Consider the following 15736-nt stretch of genomic DNA (forward strand, 5'->3'; position numbering starts at 1 on the left):
GTGGATCCCCTAAAAAATAATAGCCCGATATTATAGCCGGATAAGCTTGCTATAGCCAATAATGACTTGCTTGTTTATGCTAATAAAGCACTTGGCCGGTAAAGCCAGATTATTAATGTTTAAAAGTGACCCTATGGAGTATATAAATGGCACCAATTCAAGCCTCACCACAGAAGAAACCCATTATTGGATTAGCATTAGGCAGCGGCGCTGCTAAAGGTTGGGCGCATATTGGCGTGCTTGAAGGTTTGGCTGAATTAGGTATTTATCCGGACAAAATAGCTGGTTGTTCTGTTGGTGCATTGGTTGGTGCGGCATATGCCAATGACAGCCTAGCTGAACTTAAAAGTTGGGTGTGTGGCTTTTCAAGTTGGGATGTTATTGGATTAATGGACATTAGTTGGCGTAAAGGTGGGCTTATTAGTGGTGAGAAAGTTTTTGATGTTATGTCTACTCGTATTGGTGCCGTTGATATTGAAAACTTGAAACGTCCTTATGCCGCAGTGGCAACGGATTTGTATTCTGGCCAAGAAATTTGGTTTAAAGAAGGATTACTGCGCAACGCTGTCAGAGCATCTTGCTCTATGCCAGGATTTTTACCGCCAGTACAACAAAATGGTCGTTGGTTAGTTGATGGTGCTGTGGTTAACCCTGTGCCAGTCTCATTGTGTCGCTCACTTGATGTTGATATTGTCATCGCTGTTGATTTGAATGGTTATTTACGCAAGCAAATGCAAGTGTTGCCCCAACAAGTCAGCAGCTCTGAGCCTGTATCTGATGAACATATAGATGCCGACGATGCAGAGCAGCATGAGTCAGGCTTTATGGATTTACTGGGTAAGGGCAAAGACTACATCACTAGCCTGAGTGACAAATTGTCGCTTGGCACTCGAACCCACCCAGGTATGCTCGCGGTAATGTCACAGTCGATGGATATTCTAGAGCAGCGTCATAAGCGCTCTCGATTAATGGGTGACCCACCGGACATTTGTATTATTCCCAATGTATCTGATATTGGCACCATGGAGTTTCATCGCGCAGACGAAGCAATTGCTGCAGGCAGGAAAGCGGTTGAAGATATCGCACATTTAATTCAAGCATCGCTTAAAAACTAACCTTAAAATGTTGCCCTAAGCTAGCTTGATACCTTTGGTCAAGCGCTAATAAGTCGATTGTTGGCGCCTAAAACATTAATTTACTTTGTTTTCCTTTAGCGTGAAAAATGATGATCTAGATCAACACGGTTAGTGACAACTTAACGCCTAATGCACTACATATAGTGTTTTTGTGTTTGTTGTATGCCGATATATAGATTTGGCAACGCTAAAGGAGAAGCTAGTTATGTTGGTTGTTATTAAGCGCGATGGATGTCGCACAGCATTTGATGCAAGTCGAATTAAAGAGGCCGTTATTGCTGCAATGCAGTCTGCTGGGCAATCAGATCATGACTATGCCAACACTTTGGCATCGGCAGTTGAACAAGAGTTTCAACAACAAGCAGAAGTGGATATTCACCACCTGCAAGATGCCGTTGAAAATAGGTTAATGTCAGGACCTTTTAAGACGGTAGCACGTCATTATATTGAATACCGGCATGATCGTGATGTTAGCCGCGAGACTAAAAGTAAGTTAAATCGTCAAATTCGCGGTTTAGTCGAACAAAGTGATAGCAGTTTGTTAAATGAAAATGCCAATAAAGACGCTAAGGTTATTCCAACACAACGCGATTTATTAGCGGGTATTGTGGCAAAACATTATGCTAAAACTCACTTACTACCCAAAGGTGTGGTTACCGCACATGAGCAGGGAGAACTGCATTATCACGATTTAGATTATGCGCCTTTTTTCCCGATGTTTAACTGTATGCTGATTGATTTAGCTGGCATGTTAACCCACGGATTTAAAATGGGTAATGCTGAAATCGAAACTCCAAAATCTATTTCAACAGCAACGGCCGTCACAGCGCAAATTATTGCCCAGGTGGCGAGTCATATTTATGGTGGCACCACCATTAATCGTATTGATGAAGTGTTAGCCGAATTTGTTCAAAAAAGTTATCAAAAGCACCTTGCGGTAGGCATTAAGTGGCAGGTTGCCGACGCTGCAGCCTTTGCTAAAGCGCAAACAGAAAAAGAATGTCACGATGCTTTTCAGTCACTTGAATATGAAGTGAATACTTTGCATACCGCCAATGGGCAAACACCCTTTGTGACCTTTGGGTTTGGTTTGGGCATTAGCTGGGAATCTCGTTTAATTCAGCAGTCAATATTAACTGTGCGAAAGGCTGGATTAGGTAAAAATCGTAAAACAGCGGTTTTCCCTAAATTGGTTTTTGCAATTAAAGATGGTGTTAACCATAAAGCAGCAGACATCAACTACGACATCAAACGTCAAGCGTTAGAGTGTTCGAGTTTGCGGATGTATCCTGATATTTTGAACTATGAGCAAGTGGTCAAAGCGACTGGATCATTCAAAACGCCTATGGGGTGTCGATCATTTTTAGGCATATTCGAGCAAGAGGGTCAGTTGATACATGAAGGTCGTAACAACCTTGGTGTAGTTAGCTTGAATTTGCCGCGTATTGCCATAGAAGCTCAAGGTGATGAAACTGAGTTTTATAATTTATTAGATAAGCGATTAGTGATAGCAAGATGCGCATTAGACACCCGTATTAGCAGGTTAGTGGGTGTTAAAGCCCGTGTTGCGCCAATTCTATATATGGAAGGAGCCTGTGGTGTGCGCCTTAAAGCCGATGATGACATTAGCGAGATATTTAAACATGGTCGTGCGTCAATTTCATTAGGTTACATCGGCTTACATGAAACCATTAATGCTTTATATGGTAATGCGCAACACGTATTTGATAATGTCTCTTTACGTCAAAAAGCGCTTGAAATAGTGGCTTACCTTAAGAAAAACACAGAGCAATGGAAACAAGAATCTGGCTATGGTTTTAGCTTATACAGCACCCCAAGTGAAAACCTTTGCAGTCGTTTTTGCAGTTTAGATGCGAAAGCATTCGGTGTAATAGCAGGGGTAACAGATAAAGGTTATTACACTAATAGTTTCCACCTAGATGTTGAAAAGCAAGTGAACCCATACGATAAAATAGATTTTGAACAGCCATATCCTGAGATAAGTAATGGCGGCTTTATTTGCTATGGCGAATATCCGAATATGCAGAATAATATTCAAGCCTTAGAAGACGTTTGGGATTACAGCTACAGCCGAGTACCTTATTATGGGACTAATACTCCTATTGATGAGTGTTATGACTGCGGTTTTATCGGCGAGTTTAATTGCACCAGCAAAGGCTTTGTGTGTCCTAAGTGTGGTAACCACGAACCTAGTCGAGTATCGGTTACACGTCGAGTGTGTGGTTATTTGGGTAGCCCAGATGCTAGACCGTTTAACTTCGGTAAGCAGGAAGAGGTTAAGCGCCGAGTGAAACACATTTAATGTTTTATAGTGCATATCACAGTGTTGATGTCGTTAACGGTGAAGGCACCCGCTGCACCTTGTTTGTCAGCGGCTGTGAGCATGCCTGTAAAGGCTGCTATAACCAATTAACCTGGCGAACTGATGCTGGGCATGTATTTACCCAAGCATTAGAAGACGCCATTATTGCCGATTTGAACGATAAGCGTATATATCGTAAAGGCTTATCTCTTAGCGGCGGTGACCCTTTGCATCCTGCAAATATTACCACAGTGCTTAAGTTGGTGACGCGAGTGAAAACTGAGTGTATGGGCAAAGATATTTGGTTGTGGACTGGCTATAAGCTAGCAAATTTAACGCTTGAACAACAAGCTATTATCGCACTGGTTGATGTGTTGATTGATGGTAAGTTTGAGCAGTCTTTGGCAGACCCTGCTTTAAAATGGCGAGGCAGTTCAAATCAGGTTGTTTATCAATTGAATAGCGACATTTTTTAGCATTTTTTAGCACCGTTTATTGTAAAATTGACACTATTTCCTCCGGCGCGTTTAGCTTGATACATAGCTTGATCAGCATGTTGTATTAATTGCTGCTCATCATCACCATTATCAGGGTAACGCGCTAAGCCAATGCTTGGAGATAACTGTAAAATTAACTCATCAAATTGATAAGGTTTATCGAGTTCGCAGCGAATATTTTCGGTGATAAGAAGCACTTTATCAAATGATTCAATATCATTTAATATCACCAAAAACTCATCACCACCAAAACGCCCGACAGTATCAGATTTACGCACACAGTCATGTAAACGCTGGGCAATACTCTTTAACAGTCTATCGCCGATAAGGTGACCATGATTATCATTTACATGCTTAAAGCCATCAATATCAATAAATAGAATTGACAAACATGTGCCTCCTGGCGCGCTAATCCTAAGGAAGCTTGTAGGCGTTCAAATAATAATGCTCTATTGGGCAATTGTGTTAAAGGATCATGTCCTGCAACATAATGAAGCTGTTGTTCCATTTGTTTACGTTCAGTAATGTCATGGGCAATTGCAATTCTAAATTGATGCTCTTCTGACCACCGTGCAGACCAAAGAATATCAACAATCTTACCGTCTTTACGTACCCAGCGATTTTCAAAACGACGTTGATTCTCGCCGCTAATAAGTTTATCGACAACGTTAAGCGTTTTTACGCCATCTTCAGGGTAAACAAAGTCGATCATTGGTTTATTGATGACTTCATTAGGGGAATATCCAAATATATCTTCAAATGCAGCGCTTACAAATACAAAGTATCCGTCTTTGTTAACCACACAAACTGCATCGAGCATTAAATCCATAACATCTTTAAGTGCAGTTAGATCAATGGTCTTCATAATATCTATCCCGAGAATTCGATTTTTTGTCACTGGTAGCTTTTGAGGTTTTGGTTGAAATTTTTTGATGTAAACCATTTACCTGAAGCTTTCTGAGTACGTATACGGTGACTTTATATTGTGTTGTTGCTTGTTCGTGTATGGCTAGCCGTTATGCGAAATATTCTGTACAAATCGCTGAAAAATCGACTTTCAGGATCAATAGGTACGGGTAGAAAATATATAATACTATTGGCCAAGATACTATATTAACTTGTGCTAATAATATTCATATCAGAAGCTTAACAAGTGAAGCAATATTATTAAATTATAGTGTACGAATTGAAGTTTTTCACCGTATGGTAAGTGAGCTGTCGATGGTATAAAAGTTCCGCTTCTTGTTAATCTAGATTAATTTATAAGTATTTAATCAACATTATTAATTTAGGTTATTTGGTTAGTCATCATTTTAATTTTTGATATATCATAGATCTAAACGGTATATGGAATGAATTTTAGTCTCTATGTTCTAGTTAAAACCCTATAGTGAATAGTCTGTTTTTATTTTATCTCATTGTTTTTGTTTGATAAATTAACTTAATATTTTAGTTTTAGTTCTATCTCATCTTTTACATTTCAATCGCTTTTATTGAGCCAATGATAATCAGGTTATTCTGTGTCATTTAGCTCAATAATCCATGTTGTATGCACATATGAGGCTTTTTATCAGCCTAAAAACACTATTGTGAATAAATATTGTGCAATTTAAAGATTGTGTTATTTTAAATTTAGATGTAACAAATGATTAACAATGTTGTGATAAAGGATGTGGACATGGAACATAGAGTTATTTTAAAACCCGCTGTGAATATTTGTGTTTTATCGCTGATATTTTTAGGCAGTGCAGTACAGGGGGCTGTCATTGATTGTAATGCTTTGGCTCAATGGCAAGCAGGGGCAACTTATACCGCAGGCCAAAAAGTCAAAACTCAGCTACAAGCATTTGAAGCTAAGTGGTGGAATCAAACCGATCCAATACAGCATTCAGGATCCTGGCAAGAATGGAAAAAACTGGGCGACTGCCAAAGTGGTGATGTCAATTTAGCGCCTACGGTGAGTTGGATTTCGCCAGCAAATAATACTTCTTTCACTGAAAATGACAGCGTTGTCATGTCTTTTTCAGCCCAAGATAGTGACGGTAGTATCAATCGTAGTGATGTTTTTCTCGATGGAAATTTGCTGACGACGCTAAGTTCTACCGCAAGCCAACTGACATGGTCAGCCGTTAAAGGGCAGCATAGTTTTTTAATTACGACTTATGATGATAAACAACAGGCTGCAAGTTCTACTGTATTGAATTTGACTGTAAATGAAAAAGATACTCCACCAGGCAATCAAGCACCTAGTGCAAATTTAACCGTTATCGACTCAGCGCTAGAAATTCATATTGGCGATCAAGTTCAATTTGGCTTAACGGCAACCGATGTTGATGGTGTGGTTACAGGGCTTGAATTATTCGCTAATGACAGCGCTGTATTTTCTTCAGTTACAGCCAGTGATAATTTCACTTGGCAGGCAACAGCTTTGGGGCAGGTCAAATTTACTTTGCAAGCCACTGATGATGATAATGCGGTTGGCACAAGTGCTGCTGTGATGATTAATGTTGTCGATGCTGACGCACCTGGCAGTGATAGAGACGCTTGCAAACCAAACGGTTTATATCAAACCCCTGAAACGAATACTCCTTATTGTACCGTTTACGATGCCAATGGCCGTGAAAAAATGGGTGCAGATCATCCACGCCGAGTTATTGGTTATTTCACTAGTTGGCGTAATGGTGCCAATAATCAACCTAGTTATTTAGTTAACGATATTCCGTGGGATAAAATTACTCATATTAATTACGCTTTCGCGCATATTGATGCCAATAATAAAGTGTCAATTGGCGATCCTAATAGTGTAAATAATCCAGCAACCAATATGGAATGGCCCGATGTTGTCGGTGCTGAGCTAGACACAAGTTTGAATTATAAAGGCCACTTTAATTTATTAACCAAATATAAAAAGCAGTATCCCCACGTTAAAACCTTGATATCAGTTGGTGGCTGGGCGGAAACCGGTGGCTTTTTTGATGAAACGGGCCAGGTTGCCAACGGTGGCTTCTATACCTTGACCACAAATGCTGACGGCAGCATTAATCATGCAGCGATAAAAACCTTTAGTGACAGTGCAGTTAGCTTTATCAAACAGTATGGTTTTGATGGTATTGATATCGATTATGAGTATCCATCTTCAATGTCTGATTCGGGCCATCCAGATGATTTCGAGTTTTCTAATCCTCGTCGTGCCGCCTTACATAAATCTTATTTAGTGTTAATGAAATCATTACGAGAAGCACTCGATAAAGCAGGGCAGACTGATGGGCAACACTATTTATTAACCATAGCGTCACCGTCATCAGGTTATTTATTACGTGGCATGGAAACCTTCCAAGCAACTCAATATTTAGATTACGTCAACATTATGTCCTATGACTTACACGGCGCGTGGAATTCCCATGTTGGACCTAATGCGGCGTTATTTGATACTGGTACTGATTCAGAACTTGCGGCTTGGGGCGTTTATGGTACAGCTGAATTTGAAGGTATTGGCTATCTAAATACTGACTGGGCGGTGCGTTATTTCCGTGGTGCCTTATCGGCAGGGCGGATAAATATTGGTATTCCTTATTATACCCGCGGCTTTAAAGATGTGGCTGGTGGCACCAATGGTTTATGGGGCCAAGCGGCATTGGCAGATCAAGCGGCTTGTCCAAAAGGTACGGGCAAAGGGGATAAAAACTCCTGTGGTAATGGGGCTGTCGGTATAGATAACTTATGGCATGACATTGAAAATGATAATGAAGTCGCTGCAGGTAGTAATCCACTATGGCATACAAAAAACCTGGAACAAGGTAAGTATGGCAGTTATATCAACGCCTACGGTTTAAATCCACAAACGGATCCTGAGGATAAGTTAGTGGGCAGTTATCAACGCCATTATGATGCAGTTGCGGTCGCGCCTTGGCTGTGGAATGACCAAAAAAAAGTCTTCCTGTCAATTGAAGATGAAGAGTCTATGACTCGTAAAGTCGATTATGTCATCAATAATGGATTAGGCGGGGTAATGTTTTGGGAACTGGCTGGTGACTTTGACTATGACCAAGTCAAGCAAGAGTATTACATGGGATCAACCATGACCACTATTGCTTACGATAGATTCCGTCAAAGTGGCACGGCTTATGATATTCACAAAGGTAACTCTGCTTTTGTGGTGCCAGAGACAATGGTTGATATTGATTTTGTTGCCAAAGACTTCCCCGTTGGTGATGACAATTATCCGATCAGTGCAAGCTTCTCTTTTACCAATAATTCACAACTGGATTTATCAGGCGCAAAAATTGCTTTTGATGTACCGGTATCAACCTCGGCAATTTTTAAATCTAACTGGAATTCACAGAAAAAACTAAAAATGGCCATTGAGGCTAATGCATCAAATGCAGCTGGTAATAATATTGGTGGCTTTGAAAATGAGTTTCACCGTTTTTCAATCACCTTGCTTAATGAGTTTGGTGGTGTTGTTGAATCATTTAAACCAGGTGAAACAGTTACTGCGCAAGTGATGTATTACATGCCAATTACCGGGCCAGCAAACTTTACCATAGAGAAAGGTGATAAAAGCTACGCATTTAAAGCTGAGTATCCAGGTTTACCTGAAGCTAAAAAAGATGTGGGCGGTGGTACAGGTCAAAGCTGTGATGGCGTTAATGTAACCGATATTCCTGTTTATCCTAATTTCCCTCAAAAGGATTGGCAAGGAAACCCTGATCATGCCAATGCAGGCGACATGATGCTCAGTAACCAAGTGGTTTGGAAAGCCAAGTGGTGGACTCGCACTGAACCTAGCAACGCAGATTGGCAACTAGTGTGTAGTTTATAACTGTCGTACCCCCCATATTCTGTGGGGGGAACAACATATTACTATCACGGTTAGTTATTAAGGACGATACATTATGAATAATACATCACTGCAAACTCTATTTACTTGCTCGCTAGTTGCCAGTGGGGTGCTTTTATCGATAACCAGTATGTTATTACCTACGACAACTTATGCCCATGGCTTTATGGAAAGCCCAAAAGCGCGCCAATCAATTTGTCAGGCTCAAGGCGGTTATTGGTGGCCAAGTGACGGCTCGAATATTCCTAATTTTGCCTGTCGAGCGGCTTTTATCGAATCTGGATATGTGCAGTTTGTTCAAGAACATGAAATTTCAGTTAACGTAGCTGACTATCATAATCAACAAGCTGTTGAGTCTGCGATACCGGACGGTAGCTTATGTTCTGCGGGCGTATTTGAAAAACGCGGATTAAACCTTGCTTCACCTGACTGGCAAAAAACCACGGTTACTCCCAATGGGCAAGGGAATATTCAAATTCGTTTTAATGCCACCACACCCCATAACCCAAGCTTTTGGAAGTTATATTTGTCTAAGCCTGGGTTTAATGCCAGTACAGATATGCTGCGCTGGCAAGATCTTGAACTGATACAAGAATATGGCAACATCGATTTTATTAAAACCCCCGATGGTAGCCGCTATTATGATATGGAAGTTAATATTCCTGCCGACCGCCACGGTGATGCCTTGTTATATAGTCGTTGGCAACGGGATGATGTGGTAGGCGAAGGGTTTTATAACTGTAGCGACATTAATATCGTCCGTGATGATATTGCCCCTGAGCAATGGCAACCTCTAGATTTCTTTGTTAAGCAAGGGCTAGTAGCAAGTGCCGGAGATCAAGTGTGGTTAAGGCTATTTGATGCTTCAGGGCAGGAGCTGATTAATCAACACTTTGAAGTTACCGCTAACAATGTTCAACAGTGGCAAGCTGATTTTGGTGCATTACTAAACACCATGCATGACCAATTGATCAAAATTGGCATTAAAACCGCCGCAGGCGAGATTAGCTTTGATGCCAATAACCTGCTTTCAAATAAAGTGTGGACGCTAGACAGTGACCATAGCTTTGTGTTGTCTGTTTTACCAAAATCTGAGAATACTGCGCCAATTGTTCACGAGTTATCACCGCTATACATGGATGAAAACAGCACAGCTAATGTGCATATTCATGCCTTTGATGATCAAAACGATCCACTCACATATCAATGGCAAGTGACACCCCCCTTAAGTTTTACCGGTACTGGTGCAGACATAAACCTATTTGCAGGTGAAGTGGAGCGTGATCAGCTTGTAACTGTATCTGTGGATGTTTCTGATGGGAAACTTACCACGAGTCAGTCATTTATCGTCAATATTACTCACCATGTTAGTCAACCCAATGTGCCGCTATGGCTAGCTGGACAACCCTATAGTGCCGGCGACGAGGTCACTTATCAAGGTAAGGTTTATCAAGCTAAGTGGTGGAATAAAAATGAAATACCCGCAACCAGTAATGCCTGGAAACCGGTAATGCCTGAAAGCGGTCAAACACCTAGTTGGAATAATCAAACGGCTTATCAAGGAGGAACACAAGTTATGCACAGTGGCAGTAAATATAGTGCTAAGTGGTGGACACAGGGCGATGAGCCTGGTGTTGCCAGTGTATGGCAAAAGAGTGAGTAACAAAGTCTGATTTATCAAAATAACCCTAATAAGAAAGAGAAGAGAATTACTATGAAAAGTACATTACTAACCGTTTTTGCACTCAGTGCAGCCGCTGCCTCTTGGCAAGCGGCGGCCGCAGCATCAAAACCTAGCATAGACTGGCAACCGCAAGATTATTCATTTGTCCAAGTTAATCTTGATGGTCAAGGTTCCTACAAAGATTTAGTGACGGCAAAAGATCAAGTCGACATCAGTATTAAATGGAATGCATGGAGCGGTACCGGAGGCAATAGTTATAAAGTTTACTTTGATGACATACTGGTGAATCAAGGCAATTTGGCCGCAGGCACAAAAAGTGGCGTGATTAATTTTGCTTACCATAAATCAGGACGTCATAATTTAACCGTTGCCCTGTGTGACAGTGCTGGTTGTAGTGTGAGTGACGGCAAAGCTATTGTTATTGCCGATACCGACGGTGGCCATTTACCACCTTTAGTCATGGATGTTAATCCTAACAATAAAGACTATCAACATCAGCAAGATACCGTAGTTGGTGCTTATTTTGTTGAGTGGGGGATTTATGGTCGTGACTTTGATGTATCCAATATTCCAGCCAAAAACTTAACCCATATACTTTATGGTTTTATTCCTATTTGTGGCGCTAATGAATCATTAAAAGAGATTGAAAATGGTAATAGCTGGCGAGCATTACAAAAAGCCTGTGAAGGCAGCGCAGATTATGAGGTGGTTATTCATGATCCTTGGGCGGCCATTCAAAAAACCTTACCAGGCATAAGCAACACAGATCCTATCCGTGGTACATATGCCCAATTAATGGCGTTAAAGCAACGTTATCCTGACCTAAAGATATTACCTTCTGTTGGTGGTTGGACTTTATCTGATCCCTTCCATTCTTTTACCAATAAAGCGAATCGTGACACTTTTGTGGCCTCAATGAAGACATTTCTGCAAACGTGGAAGTTTTATGATGGCGTCGACATTGATTGGGAATATCCAGGTGGAAGTGGACCCAATCCTAATTTAGGCGATCCAATTAATGATGGCCCTGCTTATGTCGCATTGATGCAAGAATTAAGAGCCATGCTTGACGGCTTAGAGGCTGATACGGGACGTGAATATCAACTGACGTCAGCGATAGGCGTAGGGTTTGATAAAATTGAAGATGTGGATTATGGCCAAGCTGCGCAATACATGGACTATATCTTTGCCATGAGTTATGACTTTTATGGTGGCTGGAACAATGTCACCGGACATCAAACCGGTATTTACTGTGGTGAACATTTAACCGCGGGAGAATGTAATGGTACTGGATTAGATGATGAAGGTAAACCGCGTAAAGGCCCAGCATATACTACAGATAACGGCATACAAAAGCTGCTGGCTCAAGGGGTTCCTGTATCTCAAATTGTGGTTGGCGCTGCAATGTATGGCAGAGGTTGGGAGGGTGTGATGCCTGCTAACACCATTGGTAATAATCCAATGACGGCAATGGGCACAGGCAAACTGACCGGTACAATTGCCAATGGAGTTTGGGAGCCGGGTATTCAAGACTATAAAGGCATGAAAAATGCCATGATTGGTCAATCGGGTAACGGTATCAATGGTTTTGAAACCTTTTATGATGAACAAGCACAGGCAGCGTATGTTTGGAATAAAAGCAGTGGTACTTTAGCTACCTATGACAGCCCTCGTTCAGTTAATGCTAAAGGTCAATATGTACGTAGTTTAGGTTTGGCAGGACTATTTGCCTGGGAAATCGATGCTGATAACGGTGATATCCTCAATGCTATGCATGAAGGGTTAGCGGGTGGTACACCTGTTAATAGTAAGCCTGTGATTCAGTTAATGGCGAGCCATAGCGTTCAAACGGGAAATTCACTTACTGTAGCAGCAACCGCTACAGACGCTGATAACGATCCATTAACCTATAGCTGGGCAGTTGATGCTTCATTTACCGCAACAGGTATCAATACTAATACGCTAGTGCTTAATGCCCCTAATGTGAGTCAAAACACAGATTATATTGCAACTCTAAGTGTATCTGATGGTACGACTACTGTAGCTAAGTCAACCACGGTCACTGTTCTTGCAAATGGTGTGATTAATCAGCCACCTGTGATTGCTGATATTGCCAATCTGAGTATTGATGAAAATAGCACAGCGACAGTCAGTGTAAATGCGACAGATGCCGACAACGATACGTTAACTTATAACTGGACTATTCCAGCGGGATTAACCTTACAAGGCAGTGGCGCAAATATTAGCTTACTGGCGGGTGAGGTTAGCCTGAACACCCTTTATACTGTCAGCGTAAGTGTGTCAGATGGCAAAAGTAATACGGCTAAAAGCTTTACAGTAACGGTTAACAATATCGAAGCTGGTGGTGATACCACATGGCTTGCCACGAAAATATATAACACTGGTGATAAGGTTACATATCAAGGTGTTGAATATAAAGCTAAATGGTGGACTCAAGGTGATATTCCCGATGCAGGTGGTGCTTGGGAAGTCGTCATTGCAGATGGTAGCCCGATAGGTAGTTGGAATACAGGGGCGACTTACAATGGTGGCGATAAAGTGCTCCATAACAATCAGCAATATCAGGCAAAATGGTGGACAAAGGGCGATGAGCCTGGCGTGAATAATGTTTGGCAAAAGCTATAGTCTTTAGAAATGGGTGAATAGCATTTGTTAATAAACGGCAAGAGAGTCTTCATGCTGTTAAACAGTATTTAGCCCACATCAAAGGATATTTTGGTTTTTTATAAAAGGCTTCTGAATATATTTAGAAGCCTTTTTATTAACTGTGCCAGTGTACGAATTTGTGAATGTTAGTTTAGCGCGGTTAAATAAAAGTAAACATGTAACATCAGTGAAACAATTTTGTTGGCTATATGGTTCTCTAGCCGTACCACAGCTCCTCATTTTCTAACATCAATCAGCAATATTTAGCTTAATTATCAATAAAAAAGCGGTTTCATTTGAATCACTATTCAAACTCAGTTAGTGTTCATAGCATGATTAAATTACAACATACTGGGTCATTCTATTGTCTCGTTATGTGAATACACTAAAAGATGAAAATGGTAGCTATTTCTCGAAAAATTCAATTTATAACGTTTTGCTGCATGCTAGCAGGGTGTTCTACTATTCAATCAGGCAGTAGTGGAGACAAGATAAACTTTACTGAGTCTGGTCAAGCTTCATATTATTCAGATAAACATCAAAATAGAAAAACAGCTAGTGGTGCTTTATATACCCACAGTCAAAAAACCGCAGCACACAGAAGTTTACCTTTTGGGTCGAATGTAAAAGTTATCAATACCAGTAATGGTAAAAGTGTGATCGTTAAAATCAATGATCGTGGCCCATTTGTTAAAGGCCGTATTATTGATCTTTCAAAATCAGCTTTTAGCAGTATTGGTAACATATCTAGTGGTTTAATTAACGTTAAAATTGAAGTAGTTCAATAACACACTACTAGCGAGTTGTGGGTTGCCTTATCGGTTAGAAACGGCGAAAGCTAATGGCTGGACATTTTAGATATCACTTCAATCCGGTTTGAGTCACGAGTATGACTGTTTATCTTGACTTAATCACTCTATAATAGCGTCTGCTTTGGCTATATTGATTAGATATAGCGGGTGTTTAAAAATGCCATTTTAAAGTAGCATGTCTTAAGTCAACGTTATTGTTTACTCAAGCAATAAGACCTTATTTTGTTGATTTTAAATACCTTTTAGGTTTGTTATGGGTCATGTGTTTTATGCCTGCTAGATAAGCTCAGTAAATGGGTATATCTCAATTAACTGGAGATAATGGGCCGTGATAAAATACCATCTGAAGCAAACTTGGAAGAATCAATCTTATTCCATCAAAAAATGAGCGATTATGCTAATCTTAAGCGTATTAGGATTTGGCGATTGTTTAAGTGCTTTTACAGAAGAGGTCATTATGGATATAACAGGGTTAATTATTTTCTTAGCAATTGGTGCTATAGCAGGTTGGTTGGCTGGCATTTTAGTCAAAGGTATTGGCTTTGGTTTACTCGGTAATATAGTTATCGGCGTGATTGGTGCCGTTGTTGGTGGTTATGTATTTGGGCTACTCGGAATTTCTGCTGGCGGATTAATTGGATCAATTATCACCGCAACAGTAGGAGCTGCTTTACTGTTATTTGTTGTTGGCATTATAAAGCGGGCATAATACCCTCAAGTCATTTACAGAGACGAATGACAAATAGTCGTTTTCTTTTGATGCATCATTTAACCCACAATAAGTTTTCACTTTTATTCGGGGACATTAACTTTCTAGGAATAACATATAAATGCAGGATAAAATTAACATCATACAAGAGTATCTAAACGAAACTAAGACCCGTTGTACATATAATGCAGCAGCTAAAGCGTTAGGTATTAAGCCTGCCGAACTCAAAAAACTATTAGGTGACCGTACACCGGAAAGCTCTTGGTTTGTCAACACTGGTGCTGGCGATCCAGTAGGCTATGCTGACAATGAAAAGCACCCTGAGCTTTACCGAACAAAACGTATTATCACATCCGCAGAAGTGTTAACCAGAAATCTGGATCTGTAAAAAGCTGCTCCCACTTTAATGCTAGACGAGTACAACAGACAATTACATTATTCAGCATATTTTAAGAGCGATTTAGATTAATAAAAGCTGTTTTTTACAAGAGCTGTTTTCGTCCATGCTATTAAATTAATCATCGAGTTAAGTCATTTACATTGCTGGCTAAGTTAGTATTTTACTATTTTAGCCAGCCCCTCTAATTTTTAGCTCTAGCCTATCAACTTTAAGCATTAACAAGCTGCCCCTAGAATATAGCATCCCTCGAATAGTCATTTTTTAATGCTTTCCGCCGCCACAACCACCACAACAACTACTTCCATTCTCTTGTTTTATAGCCGTTTTGTCTGTTTCCAATATTTTAGTTTTGTCGGTTTTCGGTGTCACTTTGGTTAATGACTCAGTTTGTTTGGCTGGTTTAAAAATACCGCTAATAGAAAAGCTCATGGTGATACCTCATGGTAGGATATTAAACATATATTTTATTTGCATGTTTAATTGTATAAGTTCTGCCAGCTTAGTCAAGTGCTTTGAGTTAAGGTCTGTTGATGTTTTTGCAGATAGCTTAGATGATATTGTTAAATACTAAATGTGCTTTATCATATTGGTGTTGCAAAGTAAGGTTAAGCGACTTCAAGAAAGCCGCTATTTTCGTTGGAAGAGATTGAAAGTGTAGGATTATTACT

General features: G+C 40.4%; 12 protein-coding genes. 9 read left to right on the forward strand and 3 right to left on the reverse strand.

Annotated features, from left to right (window positions below):
- The first annotated feature begins 146 nt into the window (after positions 1-146).
- The 3 genes from rssA (at position 147) to nrdG (ending at position 3935) form a co-directional block, all read left to right on the forward strand.
- A complete protein-coding gene (gene rssA, locus L0B17_RS09105; protein WP_235084245.1) occupies positions 147-1115 on the forward strand; it encodes a patatin-like phospholipase RssA in 969 nt (322 codons plus the stop codon).
- Between the two features lie 226 nt (positions 1116-1341).
- Positions 1342-3459: an anaerobic ribonucleoside-triphosphate reductase gene (gene nrdD / locus L0B17_RS09110; protein ID WP_235084247.1), complete on the forward strand. Its 2118-nt coding sequence runs from the start codon at positions 1342-1344 to the stop codon at positions 3457-3459.
- Complete coding sequence (gene nrdG, locus L0B17_RS09115) at positions 3459-3935, forward strand: anaerobic ribonucleoside-triphosphate reductase-activating protein (RefSeq protein ID WP_235084249.1); 477 nt, start codon at positions 3459-3461, stop codon at positions 3933-3935. The genes nrdD and nrdG overlap by 1 nt, the downstream gene beginning before the upstream one ends.
- Here nrdG and L0B17_RS18210 read toward each other — a convergent pair.
- Together L0B17_RS18210 and L0B17_RS18215 are read right to left on the reverse strand one after the other, a co-directional pair.
- Entirely contained in the window at positions 3932-4345 is a 414-nt protein-coding gene (locus tag L0B17_RS18210; RefSeq protein WP_336246463.1) for a GGDEF domain-containing protein, read from the reverse strand. The genes nrdG and L0B17_RS18210 overlap by 4 nt on opposite strands.
- Positions 4303-4821 (reverse strand): PAS domain-containing protein, encoded by a 519-nt coding sequence (locus L0B17_RS18215; RefSeq protein WP_336246464.1) that lies wholly within the window; start codon positions 4819-4821, stop codon positions 4303-4305. Before L0B17_RS18215 ends, L0B17_RS18210 begins: the two co-directional genes overlap by 43 nt.
- A gap of 813 nt (positions 4822-5634) precedes the next feature.
- On the opposite strand from L0B17_RS18215, the gene L0B17_RS09125 reads away from it, so the two are divergent.
- From L0B17_RS09125 to L0B17_RS09150, 6 genes are all read left to right on the forward strand, one after another.
- Positions 5635-8778: a glycosyl hydrolase family 18 protein gene (locus tag L0B17_RS09125; protein ID WP_235084250.1), complete on the forward strand. Its 3144-nt coding sequence runs from the start codon at positions 5635-5637 to the stop codon at positions 8776-8778.
- Between the two features lie 73 nt (positions 8779-8851).
- Positions 8852-10459, forward strand: a complete 1608-nt coding sequence (locus tag L0B17_RS09130) for a lytic polysaccharide monooxygenase (RefSeq protein WP_235084251.1) — start codon at positions 8852-8854, stop codon at positions 10457-10459.
- 51 nt (positions 10460-10510) lie between these two features.
- On the forward strand, positions 10511-13126 hold the full coding sequence (locus L0B17_RS09135; protein WP_235084253.1) for a glycosyl hydrolase family 18 protein: 2616 nt from the start codon (positions 10511-10513) through the stop codon (positions 13124-13126).
- Positions 13127-13590: 464 nt separating this feature from the next.
- On the forward strand, positions 13591-13935 hold the full coding sequence (locus L0B17_RS09140) for a septal ring lytic transglycosylase RlpA family protein (protein WP_235084254.1): 345 nt from the start codon (positions 13591-13593) through the stop codon (positions 13933-13935).
- Between the two features lie 418 nt (positions 13936-14353).
- Positions 14354-14668: a GlsB/YeaQ/YmgE family stress response membrane protein gene (locus L0B17_RS09145; protein WP_235084255.1), complete on the forward strand. Its 315-nt coding sequence runs from the start codon at positions 14354-14356 to the stop codon at positions 14666-14668.
- 121 nt (positions 14669-14789) lie between these two features.
- Entirely contained in the window at positions 14790-15056 is a 267-nt protein-coding gene (locus tag L0B17_RS09150) for a hypothetical protein (protein WP_235084256.1), read from the forward strand.
- Between the two features lie 273 nt (positions 15057-15329).
- Here the strand turns inward: L0B17_RS09150 and L0B17_RS09155 are convergent, their stop codons facing one another.
- Complete coding sequence (locus L0B17_RS09155; RefSeq protein ID WP_235084257.1) at positions 15330-15497, reverse strand: hypothetical protein; 168 nt, start codon at positions 15495-15497, stop codon at positions 15330-15332.
- Positions 15498-15736: the final 239 nt, after the last annotated feature.

It is taken from the genome of Shewanella sp. OMA3-2 (genome assembly GCF_021513195.1).
Taxonomy (GTDB): Bacteria; Pseudomonadota; Gammaproteobacteria; order Enterobacterales; family Shewanellaceae; genus Shewanella.

Coding starts and splice junctions, on each gene's coding strand:
- nrdD (WP_235084247.1), top strand. CDS start 1,342: ATGTTGGTTGTTATTAAGCGCGATGGATGTCGCACAGCATTTGATGCA.
- L0B17_RS09125 (WP_235084250.1), top strand. CDS start 5,635: ATGGAACATAGAGTTATTTTAAAACCCGCTGTGAATATTTGTGTTTTA.
- nrdG (WP_235084249.1), top strand. CDS start 3,459: ATGTTTTATAGTGCATATCACAGTGTTGATGTCGTTAACGGTGAAGGC.
- L0B17_RS09155 (WP_235084257.1), bottom strand. CDS start 15,497: ATGAGCTTTTCTATTAGCGGTATTTTTAAACCAGCCAAACAAACTGAG.
- rssA (WP_235084245.1), top strand. CDS start 147: ATGGCACCAATTCAAGCCTCACCACAGAAGAAACCCATTATTGGATTA.
- L0B17_RS09150 (WP_235084256.1), top strand. CDS start 14,790: ATGCAGGATAAAATTAACATCATACAAGAGTATCTAAACGAAACTAAG.
- L0B17_RS18215 (WP_336246464.1), bottom strand. CDS start 4,821: ATGAAGACCATTGATCTAACTGCACTTAAAGATGTTATGGATTTAATG.
- L0B17_RS09145 (WP_235084255.1), top strand. CDS start 14,354: ATGCTAATCTTAAGCGTATTAGGATTTGGCGATTGTTTAAGTGCTTTT.
- L0B17_RS09130 (WP_235084251.1), top strand. CDS start 8,852: ATGAATAATACATCACTGCAAACTCTATTTACTTGCTCGCTAGTTGCC.
- L0B17_RS09135 (WP_235084253.1), top strand. CDS start 10,511: ATGAAAAGTACATTACTAACCGTTTTTGCACTCAGTGCAGCCGCTGCC.
- L0B17_RS09140 (WP_235084254.1), top strand. CDS start 13,591: ATGCTAGCAGGGTGTTCTACTATTCAATCAGGCAGTAGTGGAGACAAG.